17 protein-coding genes are annotated in these 21,494 nt (G+C 60.7%); 4 read left to right on the top strand and 13 right to left on the bottom strand.

The genetic code is table 11. The features are described from left to right. Window positions 1-132: 132 nt before the first annotated feature. Window positions 133-5,682: an alpha-2-macroglobulin family protein gene (locus ROI90_RS08750; protein WP_315997955.1), complete on the bottom strand. Its 5,550-nt coding sequence runs from the start codon at window positions 5,680-5,682 to the stop codon at window positions 133-135. A gap of 121 nt (window positions 5,683-5,803) precedes the next feature. Here ROI90_RS08750 and ROI90_RS08745 point away from each other — a divergent pair, with 121 nt between their 5' ends. Continuing rightward, on the top strand, window positions 5,804-6,370 hold the full coding sequence (locus tag ROI90_RS08745; RefSeq protein WP_315997954.1) for a restriction endonuclease: 567 nt from the start codon (window positions 5,804-5,806) through the stop codon (window positions 6,368-6,370). Window positions 6,371-6,420: 50 nt separating this feature from the next. Here the strand turns inward: ROI90_RS08745 and ROI90_RS08740 are convergent, their stop codons facing one another. Further along, a complete protein-coding gene (locus ROI90_RS08740; RefSeq protein ID WP_315997953.1) occupies window positions 6,421-7,017 on the bottom strand; it encodes a Uma2 family endonuclease in 597 nt (198 codons plus the stop codon). 303 nt (window positions 7,018-7,320) lie between these two features. Here ROI90_RS08740 and ROI90_RS08735 point away from each other — a divergent pair, with 303 nt between their 5' ends. Next, on the top strand, window positions 7,321-8,229 hold the full coding sequence (locus tag ROI90_RS08735) for a LysR substrate-binding domain-containing protein (protein ID WP_315997952.1): 909 nt from the start codon (window positions 7,321-7,323) through the stop codon (window positions 8,227-8,229). Between the two features lie 257 nt (window positions 8,230-8,486). Next, window positions 8,487-9,689, top strand: coding sequence for a threonine synthase (locus ROI90_RS08730; protein WP_315997951.1), 1,203 nt, complete (start codon window positions 8,487-8,489; stop codon window positions 9,687-9,689). 177 nt (window positions 9,690-9,866) lie between these two features. Here ROI90_RS08730 and ROI90_RS08725 read toward each other — a convergent pair whose 3' ends face one another. Genes ROI90_RS08725 through ROI90_RS08715 form a run of 3 tightly spaced genes read right to left on the bottom strand, consistent with a single transcriptional unit; the run spans window position 9,867 to window position 13,702 of the window. Further along, the gene (locus ROI90_RS08725) at window positions 9,867-11,069 is read right to left on the bottom strand and encodes a tetratricopeptide repeat protein (protein WP_315997950.1); all 1,203 of its coding nucleotides are present in this window, start codon (window positions 11,067-11,069) and stop codon (window positions 9,867-9,869) included. A 39-nt stretch (window positions 11,070-11,108) separates the two neighbouring features. Beyond that, window positions 11,109-12,302: a tetratricopeptide repeat protein gene (locus tag ROI90_RS08720; RefSeq protein ID WP_315997949.1), complete on the bottom strand. Its 1,194-nt coding sequence runs from the start codon at window positions 12,300-12,302 to the stop codon at window positions 11,109-11,111. Between the two features lie 23 nt (window positions 12,303-12,325). Next, window positions 12,326-13,702 (bottom strand): ATP-binding protein, encoded by a 1,377-nt coding sequence (locus ROI90_RS08715; protein ID WP_315997948.1) that lies wholly within the window; start codon window positions 13,700-13,702, stop codon window positions 12,326-12,328. Between the two features lie 262 nt (window positions 13,703-13,964). Here ROI90_RS08715 and ROI90_RS08710 point away from each other — a divergent pair, with 262 nt between their 5' ends. Next, window positions 13,965-15,347 carry an ammonium transporter gene (locus tag ROI90_RS08710; RefSeq protein ID WP_315997947.1) on the top strand — a complete coding sequence of 461 codons (1,383 nt, stop codon included), beginning with the start codon at window positions 13,965-13,967 and terminating at the stop codon, window positions 15,345-15,347. 232 nt (window positions 15,348-15,579) lie between these two features. Here ROI90_RS08710 and ROI90_RS08705 read toward each other — a convergent pair whose 3' ends face one another. The 8 genes from ROI90_RS08705 to ROI90_RS08670 form a co-directional block, all read right to left on the bottom strand. Next, complete coding sequence (locus tag ROI90_RS08705; protein ID WP_315997946.1) at window positions 15,580-16,380, bottom strand: ZIP family metal transporter; 801 nt, start codon at window positions 16,378-16,380, stop codon at window positions 15,580-15,582. An 85-nt stretch (window positions 16,381-16,465) separates the two neighbouring features. Continuing rightward, the gene (locus tag ROI90_RS08700) at window positions 16,466-16,738 is read right to left on the bottom strand and encodes a DUF167 domain-containing protein (RefSeq protein WP_315997945.1); all 273 of its coding nucleotides are present in this window, start codon (window positions 16,736-16,738) and stop codon (window positions 16,466-16,468) included. Between the two features lie 4 nt (window positions 16,739-16,742). After that, entirely contained in the window at window positions 16,743-16,943 is a 201-nt protein-coding gene (locus tag ROI90_RS08695) for a hypothetical protein (RefSeq protein ID WP_315997944.1), read from the bottom strand. Between the two features lie 42 nt (window positions 16,944-16,985). Then, a complete protein-coding gene (locus ROI90_RS08690) occupies window positions 16,986-17,702 on the bottom strand; it encodes an endonuclease III domain-containing protein (protein WP_315997943.1) in 717 nt (238 codons plus the stop codon). 106 nt (window positions 17,703-17,808) lie between these two features. After that, window positions 17,809-18,780, bottom strand: a complete 972-nt coding sequence (locus tag ROI90_RS08685; protein ID WP_315997942.1) for a hypothetical protein — start codon at window positions 18,778-18,780, stop codon at window positions 17,809-17,811. Between the two features lie 253 nt (window positions 18,781-19,033). Beyond that, window positions 19,034-19,432, bottom strand: coding sequence for an STAS/SEC14 domain-containing protein (locus ROI90_RS08680; RefSeq protein WP_315997941.1), 399 nt, complete (start codon window positions 19,430-19,432; stop codon window positions 19,034-19,036). Window positions 19,433-19,454: 22 nt separating this feature from the next. After that, window positions 19,455-19,874, bottom strand: a complete 420-nt coding sequence (locus ROI90_RS08675; RefSeq protein ID WP_315997940.1) for a response regulator — start codon at window positions 19,872-19,874, stop codon at window positions 19,455-19,457. Between the two features lie 113 nt (window positions 19,875-19,987). Continuing rightward, complete coding sequence (locus tag ROI90_RS08670; RefSeq protein ID WP_315997939.1) at window positions 19,988-21,472, bottom strand: sensor histidine kinase; 1,485 nt, start codon at window positions 21,470-21,472, stop codon at window positions 19,988-19,990. Window positions 21,473-21,494 lie beyond the last annotated feature (22 nt).

Here is a 21,494-nt window from a genome sequence, read left to right as displayed (position 1 = left end):
ATGGAAGATTGATCGTCATGCTGAGCTAGATGAAGTATCTCTACCGCTTGGTTGAAAATGGGGTTGATTTACAGGTAGAGATGCTTCACCTAGCTCAGCATAGCGGGTTACTAGGAATTATTCGCTCCGATATTACCGCACCCGCACCGTGCCGCTGCCGGCGTAGCTGTGGTACTCGGCGTTGTACATGGCGTCGGCGCTGACGGGGCCGAGCTTGAAGGTGCCTTTAGAAACGGCGCGGCAGAGGTAGTAGAACGACTTGGGTGTGGGCGTGACGGTGGTGAAGAGGTTGATCCGGTCGTCGCGCACGTCGAGGTAGTCGGGTTGGGCGGCGTCCTTGGCCCAGGTCAGGTCGCGCACGGCCCCGATGCGTGGGTTTTCGATTTCCAGGCCGGCGGGGAGCAGGTCGGTAATGGCCACGTTCTTGACTTCACTGGCGCTTTCAGCCGACTGAATGGTGATTTTCACGACCACCAAATCGTTCTGGCGGAAGCTGGTGCTGCCTACGGGCTGGCCGGTGCGGTTGAGGAACTGGCGGCGCACCAGTAGGTAGGCATCTTCCTCGCGGATCTGGCCGGTGGGCGAGATGCCCTCGGTTTCCCAGAAGTAGTAGAGGCTGCCTTTGCCGCTGGTGCGCAGCTGCAGCTGGCGGTTAGCCACGTTGCTTACCGTGAGGTCCTTGCCCGAGAAGTTGCCAATGGCCTTGCCATCAGCCAGCAGACTAGCCGTAACAGTGCTGCCGGCGTTTTTGCGGGCCAGCTTGCCCAGGGCCAGCAACGAGAAAGCGCGTTCCTGGGTGCTGAGCCAATTGGCCTGCTTCACCTGACGGCTGAGCTGACGGGCCAATACGGTCACTTGGGCGTTGGCCGGGTCGGCGGCAAGCAGGGCGTTGAGTACCAGGGCCTCGTCGCGGATGGGGGACGAGAAGGCGCCATCGAGCTGGCGGCCCGCTATGGGCGCGGTGCCGAAGCGGGCAGGCAGGGCCTCCCGGTAGCTGCGCTGGTTGCCGCTCAGGGCGAAAGCGCAGGCCAGCACCCAGCGCGAATCCTCGGGCAGCAGCTTGCGGTTGGCCTTGTAATAGTTCAGGCCCACGGCATCGGGGCGGCCGGCCAGGGTCAGCACGTACAGGGAGTAGGCAATTTCCTTTTTGGCCAGCGTCACGGGCTGAATCACGCCGCCGGTCTGGATGATGTTGTAGGTTTCGGTTTCGCGCTTGCGGACGCGGGCCTGCAGGTAGCGGAGCACCCGGTCGAGCACGTTCTTGTTCACATCGAAGCCGGCTTGCTGGGCTTCCAGCAGGAAGTGGGCGGCGTAGGCGGTGGCCCACCAGTTGTCGTAGTCGCCGCCGGGCCAGTAGCTAAGGCTGCCGTTGTACATCTGCTGGGCTTCCACCTTGCGGATTGCTTCCTGCACGTGGTAATTGGGGTTGAACAGGCCAGCTTTGCCCGTTTTGCCGGTTTTCTGGCCCAGGGTGGCGGCCAGGTCGCCGTAGTAGAGTTGCGGGAAGGCGGCTGATACGGTTTGCTCCAGGCAGCCGTAGGGGTATTGCAGCAGGTAGCGCAGGTCCTTGGCAAACTCCGTCATGGGCGAGCGGCTCACCACTAGCTGGCTTCGCAGGGAGGAAGGCAGGAAGTCGGTGCGCAGGTTCAGCTGCTGGGCCGCGCCGCCCGCCACCACGCCCGCCCCCGTACGCTTCTGCAGCGGCGAAGCCGGACGGATGGGTAGCTCAATGGTTTCGGTGAAGGTTTCGTTTGAATTAGTGGACTTTGCAGAAACTGTGACAGAACCTGCACCTATGCCATTTGCTACAATATGAAATACAACTCGGCCTTCGGAATTAGGCTTTAGTGTTTGAGGTATGTCATTTGGAAGAGGAGTCCATTTGATAACTTCTCCACTTTCTTTATTAGCTACATATGTGTTCTTTAATTCTGGAACTCTGAGCAGCGAATTGTATCTAATTGTAGTAATCACATTCATTGGCTTCCCCGTCGTATTCGTCAGCGTTACCGGCACATCAATCGTGTCGCCGGGGCTGAGGAAGCGGGAGAGGGCCGTTGAAATAACGACTGGGTCGGCCACGCGCATGGTGTGCTCAGCGGAACCGAAGGCGTCGCCTTTGTAAGCTACGGCCATGATGCGGATGGCCCCGCTGAACTGCGGGATTTGCAGCTTGTAGCGCACTTTGCCGCTGGCGTCGGCGGTGAGCACGCCGCTCCATTTGGCCAGCAGGCGCACGCGGCGGTTGGGCACGGGCGTGGTGCGGCGCGAGAGGTCGTAGCCGTCGCCGCCGGTGCTGCTGGTGCCCAGCTCGGGCAGCAGGAAGGGGTACACGTCGTAGGCCTGCACTTCCAGGGCGCGCTTCTGGTAGAAGTAACCGTAGGGGTCGGGCGTGCGGTAGTCCTTCATCTGCAGAATGCCCTCGTCCACCATGGCCAGCGTCACCTGCGCGCCGGGGGCGGTGGTGACTTCAATGGTCTGGGCGGTTTGGGAGCGGCTTTGGGCGGGGGCCTTGATGGCTACTTGCAGGTGGGCTCCGGGCTTCTCCACCGTGAGGGGCACGAAGCCCCGGGCCACGGTGAGCGGCAGGCGGTTGTCCTTGATTTCGCGGATGGCGGTGGCCGTCACGTAGATGTTGGGCACGTGGTTGCCCCGGATCGGCACGTCCACCTTGGCCGATTTCTCGTCGGTGGTTACGTAAAAGTGGTCGAGCACCCGGTCGCGCTCCACCGTCACGAGCACGCGGCCGGGGAAGGGCGTTTTCAGCAGCAGGTGGGCCACGTCGCCGGGCTCGTACTTGGGCTTGTCGGCCTCAATGGTCACCTCGCCTTCGTTGTTTACCTCGAAGGAGTTGCTCTGGGTGTCGCCGTAGCCGTAGGCGTACACGCGCCGGGCCACGTAGGTCACGGCCCCGGTGCCCGATACCCGGATTTCGTACTCGCCGGAGTAAGTGGGTGTGAAGTTCAGGCCAGCATCCTGGCCCGCGCCTTTCACCGACACCACGCGGTTGAGCACCACTTCCTCGCGCTTCTGCGAATTGTACACGTAGCGCCCGCCCTGGCGCTCAATCACCGTCTCCCAGAGCAGGCGCACCACCTGCACCCGGGCCTGGGCCGTGGTGGGCTTGCCGGCCGGCGTGAGGGCCACCAGCTGCACGGCCAGCGGCTGGCCGGTGCTCACCAAGTCATCGGCGCTCCGGATGCCGAACAGCACCGGCTGGGTCTGGACTTCAAACGTAGCCAGGCGGTTTACCGGGCGACCAGTTTCGTCGAATACTGTGGTGAAGGCCGCGCCTTCCAGGATGCCGAGGTCGGTGTAATCGGGGACTTCGTAAGTGGCGGTGCCGCGGCCGGCGGCGTCGGTGGTGCCTTCGCGGGTGGTCTTCTCGAAACGGTCGGAAATGGGCGTCGATTCCAGGTCGCCGTAGTTGCCGCGCCGTTTGTCGCCGCTGTTGATGGCGAAGGTGTACTGCTCGTAGCCTTTGGGTCTGAAGGCTTTTTCCTTCAGCGAAAACTCGACTTCAAACTTGCGGTCGGCGGCGGGCGGGCCAAACAGGTTCTGGGCCGTTATCTGGGCGGAAACCGACTGCCCGGGCTTCACCACGGCGCGGCTGGTCTTCACGGTCACCTTCATGCGGTCTGGAATAAACTCCTCCACCGAGAGCTGGCGCGAGGTTAGCAGTACGTCGTTGCCGGTGAGGACTTCCAGGGTGTAGAGGCCGGTCATCACGGCCGGGGGCAGGATGAAGCGGGCCTCGAAGGAGCCGGCCGCGTTCAGGGTTTTCTGCAGGCTGGCGTACTCCTTGCCGGTGGGCAGCAGCAGCCGGATTTTCACCGGCAGCCCTTTAGGCGGGGCCTGCCAGGCGTCGGTGCGCAGGACGGTGTTGGTCTGGATGGTGTCGCCGGGGCGGTATAGGTCCCGGTCGCCGTAGAGGAAGGCCTGGTAGCGGGCGGCGTTGGTTTGCAGGCCGCCCACCTCGAAGCGGGAGGTTTCCACGCGGCTGCGGCTCAGGTCGAGGAAGGTGAAGTCGTTGCCCTGCTGGGCCATCACCATGCCCAGCTTGAAGCGGCCGTTGGCGGCCGTGCTGTCAAAGCGGGCCACGCCCTCGTGGTTGCTGAGGCCGGTGCCCATCACCTGGTTGTTGGTGCTGATGTAGCGCAGCTCCACCCCGGAAAGCGGCTTGGCGTTGCGGATGGAGTTGGCAAACACCAGCGTGCTGCCGCCTTTGCCCTGCTTCACAATCAGGCCAATGTCCGACACGGCCACCAGCTTGCTCACCTGCAGCCACTGCCGCTCGGTGTCCTGCACCTTTATCACGTACAGGCCCTTCAGCCCGCCCGCAAACTCTAGGTCCTTGAGGTTCAGGTTAAGCAGCCGCAGCCCCTGCGCCTTCGGCAGCCCCGATACGGTGTAGGTGCGCTCGGTGAGGACGTTGCCCAGGTTTTCCACGTCGTAGTACTGGAAGGAGCGGTCCACGTACTCGCCGCCGTCGCCTTCTTCCTCGTTGCTTTCCTCGCCGTCGTACTCGGGGTAGCCGTACTGGCTGCCGCCGCGCAGCAGCTGCTGGATGTTGTTGGCGTACACCTTGGCAATGGTCACCTTCACCTGGTTTACCTCGTTGATGCGCACGCCCAGATTGCGCGAACCCAGCGCATCGAGGTACATGGCCTTCTCGGCGCTGCCGAAGCTGATGGTGGGCCGCTCGTCGGAAAAGCTCACGGTCTGGCTCACGCCTTCGCCCAGCATGCCGCCCAATCCGCCGCGCAGGCCCTGGTTGATGCCAATCTGGTAGCTGCGGCCCACTTCAAAGCCCCCTTTCAGCCGCACGCCGTTTTCCACTTCCTCCACCTCGTAGGCCACCTGCGGCGACACGGTGAGGTAGCTCTGGATATCGGCGGCCGTGACGGGCTGGCTGGTAGTGATGAGCACCACCGGGTCGGCATTTTTCAGGGAGCCTTCGATGGTAGTTACCTGCAAGGCCTGCGGGTCGGGCACCGTCACCTGGGTTTCGTAGTCGGTTGTGCTGGGTTGGTCGCTACCCACGGCGTGCAGGCCCTGGGCCAGCGCCACCGTGAGCGGGGAGCCGGGGCGCACCTGCTGGTTGAGGCTCACGCGCACCACCTCGCCTGGCTCGCCGCTGACCTCGAAGGCTACGGGCTGGCCGTCCTGGGTCACGCGCAGCAGCGGCTTCACGTCGGCGGGCTTCACGGCGTAGTTGAAGGGCAGCTCCACGCGCATTTCGGCGGTGCCAGCGGCCCGACTGGAGCGGCCCCAGAACGCTTGCGGCTCCTGCAGCTCCAGGTAGGGTGTGTGGAATTTCTGGCGGTTCTCGGGCAGCTCGGCGTTGCGCTTGGCTTCGGGTAGGGCCTCCTTGCGCAGCGTGGCCTTGAAGGCGGTGCTGGGCTTGAAGGGCGTGCTGGGCGAGAAAATCAACTCCCGGTCAGAAGTCCACTTGAATTTGCCGCGCACGGCCGGCTCGAAGCTGACCACCTGCACCGTATCCCAGCGGTCCTGCAACTCGGGCGTCACCACGGCGTCGGCAAACTGAAATACTAAGTTTTGATACGGGTCAATTTCCTCCCCGTTGGGGTCCTGGCCGGTATCAGAACCAGACTTGGAACAGGCGCACAGGAAAGCCAGCAACACCAGCAGCGGCAGGCGGGAAAGTGTTTTCGATAGCATGGAAGGGGAGGAGCTTAGAAGAACGCCGGAAGGTATAGAAAAACGGCGTTTCTGCTAGGTTTTGTATAGGTTTGAGTGGGAGTAATTATTGGTTTTACGCCAAGTTGAAAATTCGACAAACATGAGGTCTTACGAAGATTTAGTTACTCATCTGACTCCAACTGAATTTGAGCTTTTTGTCAAATCTCACTTGGAGAAAATAGGTACGGGTCTAACTTCCTTTGAAGCAAAGCATAATCAAAAGCTAGCCGGTCATGACGGCACGTATCAGATAGATGTTAAAGCTGTTTTTCAAGCTCTTGGCTGTGATTTTCTCGTTTTAGTCGAATGCAAGCATCAGTCTGCTCGTGTCAAAAGAGAAGTTGTTGAAGTCCTGTTTAACAGGATAATTGCATTAGGAGCTCAAAAGGGAATAATATTCTCAACTGCAGGCTTTCAGAGTGGAGCTGTGGAGTTTGCCACAAGTCACGGTATTGCTCTAGTTCATGTTATAGAAGGTAGATTCACTTATCAGGTTAAGTCGGCAGAGAAAGAGGAGTATTATTCACTCCCATCTTGGATAGAAATACCAAAGTATGTAGGTGATTTTGCCTACATCAACCGTCAAGGATTTGAAGGAAGATCTTCAATTGAGATAGGTCGCATGGATGACTTATACTCTTTCCTCTTCAATGGTTTTGTTGAGTGAGAGTAGTCAATTATGCCATTACAGTTTGAGCGCATTCGAATATAAAATTTTTACACCCCTTCAAACACTTCCGCCCACTCAATGCCGAACTCCGGCAGCGTGTGTACCGGAATGAGGCCGGGCGTGTAGAAGTCGCCGTGGGGCTGGTAGCGGCCTTCGTGTAGCACGAACACGGAAACGGTTTTCTCGCCCGGGAATACAATCCAGTATTCCGGCACGCCGTTTTCCTCGTAGAGGTCGAACTTGCTTTTGGTATCGTGGCTGGCGTTGCCGGGGCTCACAATTTCGATAATCCAGTCGGGTGCGCCGAGGCAGCCTTTCTCGTCCAGCTTGCTGGGGTCGCACACTACGCAGATGTCGGGCTGCACGACGGTGGTAATCTGCGCGTCGCCGTTGGGCGTGGCTTTGGTCAGGCGCACGTCGAAGGGGGCGTGAAATACCTCGCAGGAGCGGTGGGCCAGGTGCGCGTAAATCATGCCGAGGAAGCGGCTTGACAGCCGCTGGTGCGCTACCCGTAGCGCGGGGCTCATCTGGCGCACTTTGCCCCGGATCAACTCAACTACTTCTTCCAGCCGCCACGTCAGGTAGTCGGCGTAGGTGTAGCTTTTGGTGAGGTCGAGCTGGGAAAGGCTGGTGATGGGCGGCATGGCGGCAGCGGGCTGGTCGGAAAGTAAAGATACGCGAAGCCGCGGGTGGTAGCGGTACATTTTGGCGTCCCTATAATCCAGGTAGCAAATTAGAATATCAAGGCTAGTTCCCCTCCTTGGAAAGGAGGGGCTAGGGGTGGTTGATAATCGTTGAACGGTTTTAGGATTAGTTTCTAGCTGACGTTCTGGCGCGAGGTCAACCACCCCTAACCCCTCCTTTCCAAGGAGGGGAACTAGGATATGGCTTTAGCTCTAGCCTCCTATGTCTGCCCAAAGCCCAGCCGGGCGCGTACCTTCGCGGCTATGCTTTCCCACGCCCACGAAGTCTTTCTGGAAGTTGCCCGGCAGCTGAGCTTCACTAAAGCGGGGCAGACGCTGTTCCTGAGCCAGTCGGCGGTGAGCAAGCGGGTGCGGGCGTTGGAGGAACACTACAAAACGGGCCTGTTTGAGCGGCTCGGCAACGCGGTGCAGCTCACGGCGGCCGGGGAGCTGCTGTACCGCAAACTGCTGCTGGCCCGGCAGCTGCAGCACGAGCTGGAGCAGGAATTCACTGACCTCAGCCCCGAATTTCAGCCCCGCCAGCAGATGGTGATAGGGGCCAGCACCACCATTTCACTGTACGTCATTCCGCCGGTGCTGTCGGCCTACCTGGCCCGGTTCCCGCACACCCAGCTTACGCTCAAAAACCGCAACTCTGAGAACATCCTCAAGGCCCTGCTGGAGCACGAAATCGACCTGGGCATCATCGAGGGCATCCACAAAGTCAGCAACGTGACCTACACGCCGCTACTCACCGATGAAGTGGTGGCGGTGTGCTCGGCCCGCAACCCCCTGCACCGCCGCGAGCTGGAAGCTCAGGATTTGCGCCGCACGCCCGTGGCCCTGCGCGAAACCGGCTCGGGCACGTTGGCTGTGCTGGAAGAGGCGTTGCTGGCACAGGGCATCCGCCTCGCCGAGTTGCCGGTGAAAGTGCGCCTGGGTGGCACGGAGGCCCTCAAGAACTTTGTGCGGGTGGATACGTGCCTGGCGTTTCTGCCCCGGCAGTCGGTGATGAAGGAGCTGGCCGCCGGTGAGCTGGTGGAAGTGCCCGTGCGCGACCTGAACCTAGTGCGTCACTTCGATTTTGTGCAGCGCAAAGGCACTGAAAATAACCTGCCCTACAAAACCTTTGTGCAGTTCGCGCGGCGGTATTACGGTAACGCACAGCGGTGAAATCAGAACGTCATTCCGAGCCTGCGAGGAATCTTGCTTGCTGATGTTGTTTGCACCACACGGTGTAGTAGAGACGCGACACTTCGCGTCTTATCGTTGGACGGCCGTAACGGCGGTATTTGCCCAACATCAGCAACGAGTAGACGCGAAGTGTCGCGTCTCTACGTCGTTTATCATTCCAAACGGGCATAGCCTATTCCAAGAAGGCGTTTGGCTACGGCATGAGTAGCAAAGAGTTTTGCGTTGAACTCCCTGCTATGACCACCCTCGAAACCACCCAATCCCGCCTGTACGCGCTGCATTGCGCCGCCTGCCACGCCCCCCACAATGCCTTCACACTACAGTGCGTGTCGGATTGCTGCGCCCAGCCGCTGCTGGCCCGCTACGACTTAGCGGAGCCCATTAGCCGCACCGAGGCCATCAACCCTGCCGACAACTCGATGTGGCGCTACCGGGCCTTGCTGCCGCTTCTGGATGATGCCAACCTGGTAACGCTGGGGGAGGGCTGGACGCCGCTGCTGGCGCTGCCGCGCCTGGCGGCCCGCCACGGTTTGCGCAGCTTGCTGCTCAAGGATGAAGGGCAAAATCCCACCGGTTCGTTCAAGGCCCGGGGCCTGAGCATGGCGGTTTCCAGGGCCAAAGAGTTAGGCGTGACGGGCTGCATTATTCCCACGGCTGGCAACGCGGGCGTGGCCCTGGCCGCCTACTGTGCCCGTGCTGGTATGCGCTGCGTGGTGGTGATGCCCCGCCATACGCCCACGGCTTTCAAAGAGGAATGCTACTGGTACGGGGCCGAGGTACATCTGGTAGATGGCCTCATCAACGACTGTGCCGCCCGGGTGCGGGAGTTGAACTCGGCCGGGGAACTGCTCGACGTTTCTACGCTGAAGGAGCCCTACCGCCTCGAAGGCAAGAAAACTATGGGTTACGAATTAGCCGAACAACTCAGTTGGACGCTGCCCGACGTGCTGCTCTATCCTGCCGGGGGCGGCACCGGCCTCATCGGTATCTGGAAGGCCATCCGTGAGATGCAGGCGCTGGGTTGGCTGCCACGCCACGCTAAACTGCCCCGTATGGTAGCCGTGCAGGCCGCCAATTGTTGCCCCTTGGTGGAAACCCGTGCCGGCCGCCAGCCCAATTGCCATGCCTACGTAGGCCAGCCCTCCATTGCCAACGGCCTGGCTGTACCACGCCCGCTAGGTGAAGCCCTCATGCTACAGGTTCTCGACGAATCCAACGGGTCGGCGGTGGCTGTTACCGATGAGCAGATGCTGGCTGGTATGCGTGAGCTAAGCCACCTCGAAGGCCTGTTCGTGGCCCCTGAAGGCGGGGCACTTTGGAGCGCGGCTCTGCATTTACTGCACACCGGCCAGATTCGGCCTGACGAGCAGATTCTGCTGCTCAACACCGGCTCGGCCCAGAAATATCTGGATAACGTGCTGGGCCGGGCAAACGGTTAGCGGGCAGAACAGTGTAGAGACGCAATATTTTGCGTCTTGTCGTTGCTGACGTTGGGCTATTCGAACGGACCTGATGGCGCGGACGACGAGACGCGAAGTGTCGCGTCTCTACAACCGGGTAACGAAGCGGTAGAGATGCTTCGACAAGCTCAGCATGACGTTTCATTTAATTTTAGTCTAGCTCCGCAGGCCCATCACCCATACGTACACCAGCGTGCCGCCCAGAAACGTCAGGAACAGCGGCCCCTCACCCGGCAGCGTCAGCGCATCGAAACTAATGGCCAGCACACCCACTGCCGCCAGGCCCCAGCCAAACCACATCGACTGCTGCCTACGCTTGAGCACCCACTGGCGCTGGGTGCCCACCAACGGAAACAGGAGCCCCAGCGCCACGATGCCGGCCGTGGTCAGCACACTTAATTGGCCGTAATGGCCCGCTCCCAGCAACGCCAGGGCGCCCAGCAGCAAGGCCAGAAACTGGTTGGAGTAGCGCGTGTCTTCCTCGCTGAGGGCAAAGCGGCCGTAGCGGTTGAAGCGCAGCAGGGAGTTGAACAGCGGCTCGGCAAACCAGCTCATGTACACCAGCACCAGGTACAGAGGCAGCAGCCCCGGTACCACGCGCGAGAGCAGAAACAGCCCGATGAATAGCCCTTGCCGCACGTTTGGGCTCAGCGTCTGGGTCCAGACCATGAAGCGGTAGAAGCCATTGTAGAGCCAGAAACGGGCTTTCAAAGCCGATACCAGACCTTCGCGGGCGTAATCGGAAGTGGGGTTCAGGCGCAGGGCTTCGCGGAAGTGACTGGCGGCTTCTTTGGCCCGGCCCCGCTCCAGTGCCACCCAGCCCAGGTCGGCGTGGGTGCCGGCATCGGTGGGGCTGTGGCGCAGGGCTTCGTCGAGGTCGGCGGAGGCTTCGTCGCGGCGGCCGAGGCGGGCCAGGCAGCGGGCCCGCAGGCCCAGGCAATCCACGTGCGTGGGGTCGGCCTGGAGGCCGGCCTCGGCAGCGCGGAGGGCTCCGTGCAGCTGGCCCTGCTGAAACCGGATCTGGCCCAACACGTGCTGGTAGTCAGCATCCTCAGGGTTAATGGCCAGAGCTTCTTCAATGGCTTGCAGGGCTGCCGGTAATTCATGTTGGCGCTGCAAGGCGGCACTCAGCATGTAAAAAGCAAAGCTGTTCTCCGGATCAAGGTGGATGGCTTGCTGGGCTTGGGCCTGCGCTTCAGGGAGGCGGGCCAACTCCAGCAGAGCCAGAGCCAGCAGGCAGTGCAGGTAGCTGTTATCCGGGTCGTCGCGGAGTAGGCGGCGGGCTTCCTGCTCAGCTTCCTGAGGGCGTTTATGCTGGAGTAGCAGCTGCACCCGGCTTGCGGATTGATAGGAATTCATGAAAAGCTGAAATTGGAATACTGCCGCGGCGGCCGGTTGTTAAGGGCGCTGATTGGGGCGCAGAAGTTGGTACAGGAGCAGAAATACGCCAAACGTGGCTAAAAATCGTCGACATTCAAGGCCGGGGTCAGTAGTGCCCAGCTGGCCGTAGGCATGCAGCAGCGCGCTGCCGCCGGGCGAAAGGAGCATGCCAAATCCTAGGGGGAAGCGCTTTTGCCCTTGTTGGTACCGCACCCAGGCGTTGCGCAAGGGAAACCCCAGCCCCACCGCCACCAGCAGCCAGACAAGCGGCGGCGGAAGTGGTAGCAGCCAGACACTCAGCAGCACCAGCAGGCTCCACGCAATGCCCGCCATAACCCATCTGTTTGACAGGGAAGAGAAATTGCCCCGAAACAGGTAGCGCCAGTCCAGCACTTTTCCCAGCACATACAGTACGCCCAAGGGAAGCAGCAGCGGCAGTACCAGCAGTACACGGGCCACGGCTCCCAGCCTCAAAGCCAGCGTGGGGCCTTGAGCATGGTGGCGAATAGTGTCGCGCCACTGATACGCCCGGAGCAGGGGGCGGTTCCACCACTGAGCCTGCAGCGTGGCCTTCTCCAACAGGTTTTGTGCCGTGGTCAGGGTTGGGTCGAGGCGCAGGGCCTCGCGCAGGTGCAGGCCGGCGGCGGGGTGGTGCCGCTCATGCAAGGCGGAACCGATGTTGGCCCGGGCCACGGCACTGTTGGGCGCCACCTGCAGCAACTGCCGGAATACCACGTCGGACTCATCATAGCGGCGCAGCTTGTGCAGCGCCAATCCCAGCCACATCAGACTATCCGCGTGCCGGGGGTTATGGGCCAGGCCCGTCCGGGCTACCTCGGCCGCCGCCGTGTACTGATCGGCAAACCACAGGATGCGGCTGCGCATGGCGTGAAAGTGGGTATGACCGGGGCGGAGGCGCAGGGCGTGCCCAATCATCTCATCGGCCTCCGGGTACCTGCCCCGCTGAAATTGAATTTGGGCCATCAGAAAGAAGCCGTTTGGCTCCTCGGGCTCCAGCGCAATAGTGGACTGGCCTGTTTCCAGAGCTTCCGGCAGCCGCTTCTGCCGGAGCAGAGCTTCGGTGAGCGTCAGGTGTGCCTGCAGGTCGCGGGGCTCCTGCACCAGGCGCTGCAGGGCCAGCTTGCCGGCTTCTGCCGGGCGGCGCAGCTCAAAAAGTAAGGCTGCCCGGTCGTGCCATTCGTTCCGCTTCATAACCGGTAGCCGGCTGGCCGTGCTTATTTCTTGATGCCCAGGTAGGTCAGGATATCGTCGTAGGTGCCGCCCTCATTAGAGTACAGGGCGTAGTTTTTGGCCGTGGCAAACCACTCCTTGGTGCTGGGGCGCACCTGCTTGGCGGCGGCCAGCAAATGGCTTTGCTGCACCGGCCGCACCTGGCCCGCCTTCATCGACTCGCGCAGACAGGTTTCTACGGCCTGATCTACCACCGCTTGCAAATCGGCGCCGGAAAGGCCGGCGGTTTGGGCAGCCAGGGTGGGTAGATTCAGGTTGTCGGCCACGGGCTTGCCGCGCAGTAGAACTTCCAGAATGGCTACGCGCGCAGCCTCATCGGGCGGGGTTACCAGCACAATCTTATCGAAGCGGCCGGGGCGACGGAAGGCGGGGTCCAGCTGCCAGGGGGCATTGGTGGCGGCCAGAATCAGCACGCCGTCGTTGGAGCTGCGGGCCCCATCCAGCTCCTCCAGAAATTGATTGATGAGGGTGCGGCCGGCACTCTGGCGCAGGTCGTGACGGTTAGCGGCCAGGGCATCTACCTCGTCAAAAAACAGCACGCATGGTGCCTGCACCCGAGCTAGCTCGAACAGCTCGTGCAGTTTCTTCTCGCTCTGGCCCATCCACATGTCCAGAATATCACTAATGCCCACGTGAATGAAGGAAGCCTTCACCTCGCCAGCGGTGGCGCGGGCCAGATAAGTTTTGCCGCAGCCGGGCGGGCCATACAGCAACAGGCCGCCCCCGGCTGCCTTGCCAAAGGCTTTGTAGTAATCGGGGTGCTGCAGCGGATGAATCATCTTCATCCCAATTTCCTCCTTCACGGCCTCCATACCGCCCACGTCCTGAAACGTAATCTTCGGTTTCTCCAGGCCCGCAAATAAGGCGCGCTCATCCAGGCCCAGGTCCGAAACGTGGGTAGCATTATAATCGGCTGGGGCACCGCCACCGGCGGGCTGGGCGGCTGGGCGCAGGCCTAGTTGCTCGTCGAGGTCCTGGTCGCGCAGGCTGCTGTCCAGTTGTAAGGCCTGCTGGTAAGCGGCACGGGCCTCATCGGGCGGGCCGCCAGCGCGGGCCAGCACCCGGGCGTGCAGCAGGTGGGCGCGAGCGTGGTCGGGGTGGGCACGCAGCACTTCTTCCAGCACCACCAGCGCGGCCGAGGTTTTCAGCAGGGCAGCATAGGTTTCGGCCAACCCCAACTGTAACTCTTCATCCTCGGGAGCTTGGCGCAGGCCCAAGCGGTAGTGCTCTTCCGCTTCGGTAAGTCGGCCTGCCTGACGGAGTAAACCGGCCACATGGCGGCGCAACGGCACGTTTTCGGGTGAAAACTGTAGTGCGTCGAGTAGAGGTTGTAAGTCGGATGGATTGGGTAGTGTCGCCATATTCATATGCCTAACATGAAGGTCGCAAGCTACGGGTTTTGCCTGCAAGTGTATTTCATCCGCCACCTAGTATTAGTACGGTTGTCATCAGTTATAAATAATACAGGTAAGAGAAAACCTCCTAATAAAAAAGGGTGCAATACGGTATTAATGATGGAATATTGAATATACACCCTTGTTTTGATAGGGAAAAGGAGTAAAAAGTATGATTTTGCAGTATATTGACCTTCGAAACAAAGGTATAGCTGTTAACCATTGGCGCATGACTCCCAAATCTTCTTCCATAAAGCCGAGCAAGAGCTTGTTTACGCTGGGCACGTTGTTGGTGCTAGCGTTACTGGCTGCCTTTGTGCGCGTGCCTCACCCGGCAGCCACGCCTGGCTCCCTTAATGGGGCCGATGTAGCCTGGATGCTGACGGCAACGGCCTTCGTGCTGATTATGACGCCGGGGTTGTCGTTCTTCTATGGGGGTATGGTGCGGCCCAAGAACGTAATCAGTACCATGCTGCAGAGCTTTGTGGCGCTGGGCGTTATTTCGGTGCTGTTCTATTTTGTGGGTTTCTCGCTGTGCTACGGCGACTCCTGGCACGGGCTCATTGGTAATCCTTTCACGTTTGCCTTGCTACGCAATGTGGGTACGGCTCCTAATCCGGCATTTGCGGCCAGCATTCCGTTCATTCTCTACTTCGCGTTTCAGCTCAAGTTTGCCATTATCACCCCGGCCCTGATTACCGGTTCCTTTGCCGAACGGGTGCGGTTTAAGGGCTATCTGGCCTTTATGGTGCTGTTTAGCCTGTTCATCTACTGCCCGCTGGCCCACTGGACTTGGCACCCCGAGGGCTTCCTGCGTAAGTGGGGGGTGCTCGATTTTGCGGGCGGTACAGTGGTACATATTTCGGCGGGGGTGGCGGCGCTGGCGGGCGCCATGGTGCTGGGCCGGCGCTCCGCCAACCTGCGGCCATCCTCATTCTCAACGCCCAATGTGCCCTACGTGCTGCTGGGCACCGGGCTGCTGTGGTTTGGGTGGTTTGGTTTCAATGCCGGCTCGGCGCTGGGGGCCAATGAGCTGGCGGCCCTGTCGTTCGTGAATACCAACCTGGCTTCGGCAGCGGCTCTCATTGCCTGGATCCTGATTGAAGTGGTGCGCGGCGGCAAGCCCACGGCTGTGGGTGCTTGCACCGGGGCGGTGGTGGGGCTGGTAGCTATTACGCCCGCCGCCGGCTACGTCGATTATGGGCAAAGCATCCTGTTCGGGGTGTTGGCGGCATTTATCAGCCACGCGGCCGTACACTGGCAGAACTCGCGCACTACCATCGACGATACCCTGGACGTGTTTCCCTGCCACGGGCTGGGTGGCATTGTTGGGATGCTGCTCACGGGTATCTTCGCCGATAAGGTGGGACTAATTCACGGCACCTTTTCTACCTTTGGCTACCACCTGCTAGGGCTGCTCATCGTCATCACCTACTCGTTTGTGGGCGCCTGGATTTTATTGAAAATAACGGACCGTATTTTCGGATTGCGCGTAAAGCTGCAGGAAGAAGAGCTGGGCCTCGACTTAAGTCAGCACGAGGAGTCCACCTACCACATCGATGAAGAATTTGAACGCACGTACCGCCGCGAACCAGCGGTGGAACGGGTGTAACGGTAACATCCGCCGCTATTGCCGCAGCCTCCGGAAAATGTTGCGGCAGCCCCCTCGGCGGCGGGTGGGTTAGAGAAGGAACGAGGGATATTACCTAATGAGGAAGGCCACCGGCGGGGAATCCGGTGGCCTTCTTTGCTTTAACGGGGTTTAGCTACAGAAGACAAATACTGCGCGGACTGTCACTACATGAACCTTCTGTGCGGTGCCGTTTGCGCGCCAACCTGCGTACTTACTCGCCTAGCTTGCTCAGAACGAACGACACCAGAAAGCCGACGACCGTAATAAGCCCCGTGAAATTGTGGGCCACCTCAAATGCTTCCGGAATCATGGTATCGGCCACCATGGCCAGCACCGCTCCGGCTGCTACGGCCGTGGTAGCGGCCACCACTTCCGCCGAAAACCCGCTGAACACGGTGTAGCCTACCAGCGAGGCAACCCCTGAAACAACGGCAATGCCGGCCCATAACCCCAGCACATAGGCGGGGCGTCGGCCGGCTTTGCGCATGCCGGCGGCACTGCTCAGGCCCTCTGGTAGGTTGCTGAGGAAAATAGCCACTACGGCCACCACGCTCACGCTGCCCCCGGCCAGCATACTCAGGCCAATTACAATGCTTTCCGGAATGCCATCCAACAAGGCACCTATGGCCAGGGCCATGCCGTTGTCGTCGCCGGTTTCGTTGCCCTCCGTTTGGCCTTCTTGCACGGCCGCCCGCTCCCGCGACTGGTGCTCCCCTGAGCGTTTACGGTGCTTGGCGCCGTAGCGGGCCAGCAGCCAGTTGGCCAGTGTGTATACGGCCGCCCCACCCACAAACCCCAGCCCCGTAGAGTCAAATCCCCCTTTTTTATAGGCTTCTTCCATGAGCTCCAGGGAAAGGGTAGCAATGAGCACGCCGCTTCCAAACGCCATGATGGCCGCAATAAGCCGTTGCGGAATGTGGGTAAAGTAGCCAATGGCCGCGCCCAGCAACAACGCGGAGCCCGAAACCAGACCCCAGAAGCCCGCTACGGCCCAGATGGGAAAAAACGACATGGCGAAAGGAGGATGGAAGGGGAGAAGAGGTAGAAAAGCCGTTCAGCTTGCCCGTTCAACGCCAAACCACTCGCAAAGGATGCCGCTACCCGGCGCGGTGCTGTTGCAGCAGAGCTTGCAGCTCCTGCTCCGTGACACCCACCAACTCTACCTTTTTAAACGGAGCCGTGTGCCCACTTAATAGTGTAATGCTGGATTTGCTCACCGCAAACACCTCGGCCAGGTACGCCAGCAGGCAGGCGTTGGCTTTGCCATCTTGGGCTGGGGCCTGCAGCCGCACCAGCCAGCTGCCATCAGAGGTATGCTCCAGTTGGGTGCGGCGGCTATTGGGTCGGGCTTTCAGGTGCAAAATGGCCACGGGTTTAAGCGGGGTCGTTGTAGGCGTCGTACACGTTCCAGGCCCAGATGATGAAAGGTACTATGAGCGTCCAGGCCAGCAGGAAGCCCACGGCTCCGCCCACGGCCCAAATAAGAAAGGCTTTCAAAATCTGGCCTTTGATGAGCTGGCCCAGGCCGGGGATGAAGAACGAGAGAAGGGCGGGCAGTCCGTAGGTCGGTTTCATAGCAGTTGGAAGAAAAGGAAGGGGGCGAAAGTTGCGTAAAAATTACCGGACCCGGCCTTGGCCAAAAGGGCAGCGGCTCAGTACCACGCACCGCCCACAGGCCGGAGTGTGAAAATAGCAGCACTTCTGCCCATGAAACATCAGGGCCTCGTGGTGGTCGTATACCTGCTGCGCGTCCCAGGTAGGAGGAAGAAGGGCCGCCAGCTGAGCATGAGCCGCTGCCTCGCCTACTTTCGGCCCGATGAGGCCCAGGCGTTGCGCCACGCGGTGGTGGTGGCTATCTACGGGCATGGCTGGGCGGCGCAGGGTACTGAACAGGAGCACGGCAGCGCTGGTTTTGGGGCCCACGCCGGGCAGCTGCTCCAGCCAGGCCCGGGCCTCCGGAATGGGCAGCTCGGCCAGAAACTCCAGGTTGCAGGGGCCGTTGCACCGGTTGCTCACTTCCCGTAGTACCTGCTGCAGGCGCGGGGCCTTCTGCTCGGGCCAGGTGCAGGCACTAATGGCCTGTTCCACCTCGGCAGTGGGCGCTGCGCTAACCTGCTCCCAGGTCGGGAACCGAGCCCGCAACTCCTGGTAGGCGCGGTGCGAATCCTGGTTGCGGGTGCGGTGAGAAAGCAGGGCGCTGATTAACTCGCTGAGTGGGTCTTTAGTACTGAAAAAGGCAAACGGCGCGCCGTACTCAGCGCAGAGCTTTTCGTGTACCCATAGAGCCAGTTCCTGGCGCTCAGCCAGTAGGGCAGTAGTAACCGGTGTGTTCACCTGCCTGCCTACGCAAACTAGCTCCCCCAAGGTTGACCCTGCTGCAATGAAAACGCCCCGGCTGTAGGTAGCCGGGGCGTTTTCATTGCAGCAGGAAAAGGCGAGGCTACTGCCCCCGGTTGTATAGTAATATGGCCTGTTTCACGCTGTTCTGCGACTTGCCGCCGATAACCAGCGGTACAATGGCCAGGGGAATAGCCGCGTACATCAGCGGCGACACCGAAAAACCGGTGCTGCCACCAAGGCTGGAAAACGTGCCGGCCAGTAGCAGAGCGCCAGCTCCCACGTAGCTGAGCGTAGTAATACGCTGGTAGCGGCGGGCATCCGCCAGTAGCCGCTGGGAGCCAGGGTTGTCTATCGTCGCCAGTTGCAGGTTCCGGACGCTGAGGTCTTCAATAGGGCCATTATCCTTGCTGAAATATTCGGTGCGCACCGTGCGGTACCCGCCAAAGCCCCCGCCGTAGGGGTAGCCGTACCCGCCGTAGCGGCCGTAGCCGTAGGGGCTAAAACCGCCCGGATTGTTCATGTATTGCTGGGAGGTGATGGAGTAGAGGCTAATGCGGCCCACCCGGTCGCGGCGCAGGGTACTTTCCCGCTTGGAGCGGCCGGGCAAAGTAGTACGCACGTAAAACCCAGTCTCATCTTCGTAGTAGCGCACATCAGTCAGGTCCAGGCGCTGCTGCCCATCTACCAGCAGAAACGTGCGGCCGAATACGGGCTGCTTTACCTCCACATCGTAGCCGCGCAGCACCTGTCCCGACTTCAACCCCACGGCATAGCGGGTGGTGTTGGCCGGGGGCAATTGGGGCTGGCGTTGCTGCGTACGTGCCGAGTCGGGCATGGCAGGCGGGGCGGCCAGGGTGCGGGGGGCGCGGCGGGCAGTATCGGGCGGGGCCACGGAAACGGGAGCAACCGCGGGGGCTGGAGCTACGGCTGGTTGGGGGGCTACAGTGGGAGCAGGTTGGGCTACGGGAGCGGGCGCGCCCGGCAGAGTGTTCAGCTCACGCGGGGTTTGTTGAGCCAGGGCCGGGAATGCCAGCCCACACAAGGCCAGCACAGGGAGGAAGCGAAGCAACATAGGGATAAATAAAGGCAGAAAGAACGAATTATCAGGCGGGTAGTGTGAAGATGCCGTGAGAGCAAGCCCGGCCACCTCAGGCGCCGCCAGCTACCACCACCAACCCTCACTGAACCCCGAAAGTGCCCGGCAAATTTGGCTAGGATACCTCCCTCAAACAAAATGCCGGACTTGCTGTACCCTCAAGCAAAAGGCCCGGAATCCGCCACCGTTGAGTGCCCGGGCGCAGGGGAGTGGGGCACGAGGCCGCGCTTTACTGCGCCTGCAGCCAGGCCCGCGCCTCAGGCACGCTCCGGAAATGCTCGGCCACCAGCAGCGTGTTCTGCGTAACGCCGCCCAGAATGTTCTGCACGGAAGTCTGGTTGAATGCGTCCTCGGCCTGTACTACGGCCACGCGCCGGTAGCCGGCCGCAATGGCCCTGGGAAAAAAGCTGTCCATGATCCACTGCTGGTCGGCGCGCGGAATTACGCGCATCTGCCGGGTATCGGCCAGTACGCGGCTGAGCTGGTGCTGGCGGAGCAGCTGCACGGTGGCATCGTGGGCTTCGCGCAGCGCCTCACCGGCCACAAAGCCCTGCCACTCCTGGTACAAAGCCGGAATGCTCTCATCCAGGAAGATGCGGCAGTGGTCGTTTTTGAATAATAGCTGCATAGCAAAGAGCAAGGCCGGGGTATTATACTGGGGACCGTAGCAGCCGCTCCAGCAGGTTCAGGCTGTCCACCATATCGGTGCCGGATTCAAAGTCCATGGGTTTCAAAATGTAGCCGCTTACGCCCAGGTTCTGCGCATTCAGGCGGTCTACGTCCATGCCCGAGGTGGTGGTAATGAAAACCGGAATGGTACTCAGCTCGGGGTGGGTGCTGATTTCGGCCAGGAACTCGTGCCCGTTCATTTTGGGCATGTTCAAATCCAGCAGAATCACCTCGGGCAGGGGCCGGATGGGCTCCGCGCCGTTGGTGCCCAGTAGTAGGTCCAGGGCTTCCAGGCCATTGAAGGCCGTGTAGAGCTTATGCGGTACACTAAACTTTTCGAAGGCTTTCTGGGCCGTCATGGTATCAAAAAAATCGTCCTCGACGAGCAGTACGGAGCGCATACGGTAGGGTGTGAGGGTGTGGGGATAGGAGGGTAGGAGGGTAGGAGGGTAAGAAGGTAGAGGTCATACTTTTTTACCCTCCTACCCCCACACCCTCTTACCATCACACCCCGTCATTTGTGCCAGGTAAAGATAAAGGCGGCCCCTTCGCCTGCCTCCGATTCAATGCGGATAGAGCCTTTCTGCTCCTCCACAATGCGCTTGACAATGCTGAGGCCGATGCCAGTGCTTTCGGCCGTGTTTCGGTCGCGCAAGGTCTGAAACATCAGGAACACTTTCTGCTGAAATTGCGGGGCAATACCCGGTCCATCGTCCTGCACCCGAAACTCGTGGCACTCGCCCAGGTCGCGGGCGGTTACGGTAATGCGGCCATCGGGGCGGTGGTGGTATTTGGCGGCGTTGCCGATGAGGTTGGTAAGTACCTGCTGCAGGCTAAGCCGGTCGGTGTGCAGCACGGGCAGGGGCGTAGGTACTTCTACCTGGAAAGTGGGCGGTACTACCAACTCTGTCACCTCGGCCACTAGCTGCTGCACGTCCACATTTTCCAGCTTGCGCTCCGTGCGGCCGGCGCGGGCGTAGGCCAGCAAGCCATTGATGAGGTCTTCGAGGCGATGCAGGCGGCCCTTCATCATGTCCAGGTACTGGCGCATCTGGGGGCTTAGCTCATGGGGTAGCTCATCTTCTATCCACTTCACCACGGTTACGATACCGCGCAATGGGGCTTTCAGGTCGTGGGAGGCCACGTAGGCAAACTGGTCCAGCTCCCGGTTCCGGTTTTCCAGGGAAGTAAAGCTGGTATCCAAGGTGTGGGTCATGTGGTTAAGAGAGGCAGCCAGGTTGCCCAGGCTAGCCTGGTCCTGCTCGGCCACCCGGGCCGTGTAATCACCCTGCATAACCCGGTTGGCCAGCGTTTCCACCACCTCAATTCGGTAGGCCATATCGGCGTTGGTGCGCTGCAGCTGGTGCTGGAGCTGCTCATTGGCCTGTAGCTCCTGGTTAATTTTGGTAAACAGCCAAGCCACGATGAGGGTAGCCAGAATGGCCGACACAACGATGGCCAGCGGAGTGGTATTCTCAAAGAAATCCTGGCGGCGGTGGCGCTCCTTCAGCAGTACCTTTTCCTCGTCCTGCACCCGCGTAATCATCTGCCGCAGTGCCAGCTGCCGGTTCCGGTCCTCGCGCACCAAGCGGCGTACGGCATTGTCGGAGGGCGGCAGCTTCGACCATCGTTCCAGAAACGCAAACTCCTCCTTCAGGCGGTTGTGCAGCGTATCGAGGCGGGCCTGCTGGCGGGGGTTGTCGAGGGTGAGTAGTTGCAGCATCTGGAAGTCCTGCTCGGCTACCGGAACGCTTTCGTAGAAGCCGGGAAGGTAGGAGGAGTCGTTGAGCAGCAGGTAGCCGCGCACCTGGCTCTGAGCGTCGCGCACGTGGCCGCGCAGGCTGGAGGCATTTTCCAGCACCCGGTAGGTATGCTCCACCTGCCGGGTGTAAAAGCCCAGCTGCTGAATGCTGTACCAGGATACGGCCGAGGTCAGCAGCAGAACGCCCACGGCAATAACGAAGCCCAGAATAATTTTGGTGTTGAGCTTGAGGCCCATAGAAAAGGAGAGAATAAACGGG

Origin of the sequence: Hymenobacter endophyticus, from assembly GCF_032464715.1 — a bacterium.
GTDB lineage: Bacteria > Bacteroidota > Bacteroidia > Cytophagales > Hymenobacteraceae > Hymenobacter > Hymenobacter endophyticus.
This window is presented reverse-complemented; position numbering and strand designations above follow the sequence as displayed.

What these genes read in the sequence shown, in the direction of transcription:
- ROI90_RS08750 (WP_315997955.1), bottom strand. Translation starts at nt 5,682, where the DNA reads ATGCTATCGAAAACACTTTCCCGCCTGCCGCTGCTGGTGTTGCTGGCT.
- ROI90_RS08745 (WP_315997954.1), top strand. Translation starts at nt 5,804, where the DNA reads ATGAGGTCTTACGAAGATTTAGTTACTCATCTGACTCCAACTGAATTT.
- ROI90_RS08740 (WP_315997953.1), bottom strand. Translation starts at nt 7,017, where the DNA reads ATGCCGCCCATCACCAGCCTTTCCCAGCTCGACCTCACCAAAAGCTAC.
- ROI90_RS08735 (WP_315997952.1), top strand. Translation starts at nt 7,321, where the DNA reads ATGCTTTCCCACGCCCACGAAGTCTTTCTGGAAGTTGCCCGGCAGCTG.
- ROI90_RS08730 (WP_315997951.1), top strand. Translation starts at nt 8,487, where the DNA reads ATGACCACCCTCGAAACCACCCAATCCCGCCTGTACGCGCTGCATTGC.
- ROI90_RS08725 (WP_315997950.1), bottom strand. Translation starts at nt 11,069, where the DNA reads ATGAATTCCTATCAATCCGCAAGCCGGGTGCAGCTGCTACTCCAGCAT.
- ROI90_RS08720 (WP_315997949.1), bottom strand. Translation starts at nt 12,302, where the DNA reads ATGAAGCGGAACGAATGGCACGACCGGGCAGCCTTACTTTTTGAGCTG.
- ROI90_RS08715 (WP_315997948.1), bottom strand. Translation starts at nt 13,702, where the DNA reads ATGGCGACACTACCCAATCCATCCGACTTACAACCTCTACTCGACGCA.
- ROI90_RS08710 (WP_315997947.1), top strand. Translation starts at nt 13,965, where the DNA reads ATGACTCCCAAATCTTCTTCCATAAAGCCGAGCAAGAGCTTGTTTACG.
- ROI90_RS08705 (WP_315997946.1), bottom strand. Translation starts at nt 16,380, where the DNA reads ATGTCGTTTTTTCCCATCTGGGCCGTAGCGGGCTTCTGGGGTCTGGTT.
- ROI90_RS08695 (WP_315997944.1), bottom strand. Translation starts at nt 16,943, where the DNA reads ATGAAACCGACCTACGGACTGCCCGCCCTTCTCTCGTTCTTCATCCCC.
- ROI90_RS08685 (WP_315997942.1), bottom strand. Translation starts at nt 18,780, where the DNA reads ATGTTGCTTCGCTTCCTCCCTGTGCTGGCCTTGTGTGGGCTGGCATTC.
- ROI90_RS08680 (WP_315997941.1), bottom strand. Translation starts at nt 19,432, where the DNA reads ATGCAGCTATTATTCAAAAACGACCACTGCCGCATCTTCCTGGATGAG.
- ROI90_RS08675 (WP_315997940.1), bottom strand. Translation starts at nt 19,874, where the DNA reads ATGCGCTCCGTACTGCTCGTCGAGGACGATTTTTTTGATACCATGACG.
- ROI90_RS08670 (WP_315997939.1), bottom strand. Translation starts at nt 21,472, where the DNA reads ATGGGCCTCAAGCTCAACACCAAAATTATTCTGGGCTTCGTTATTGCC.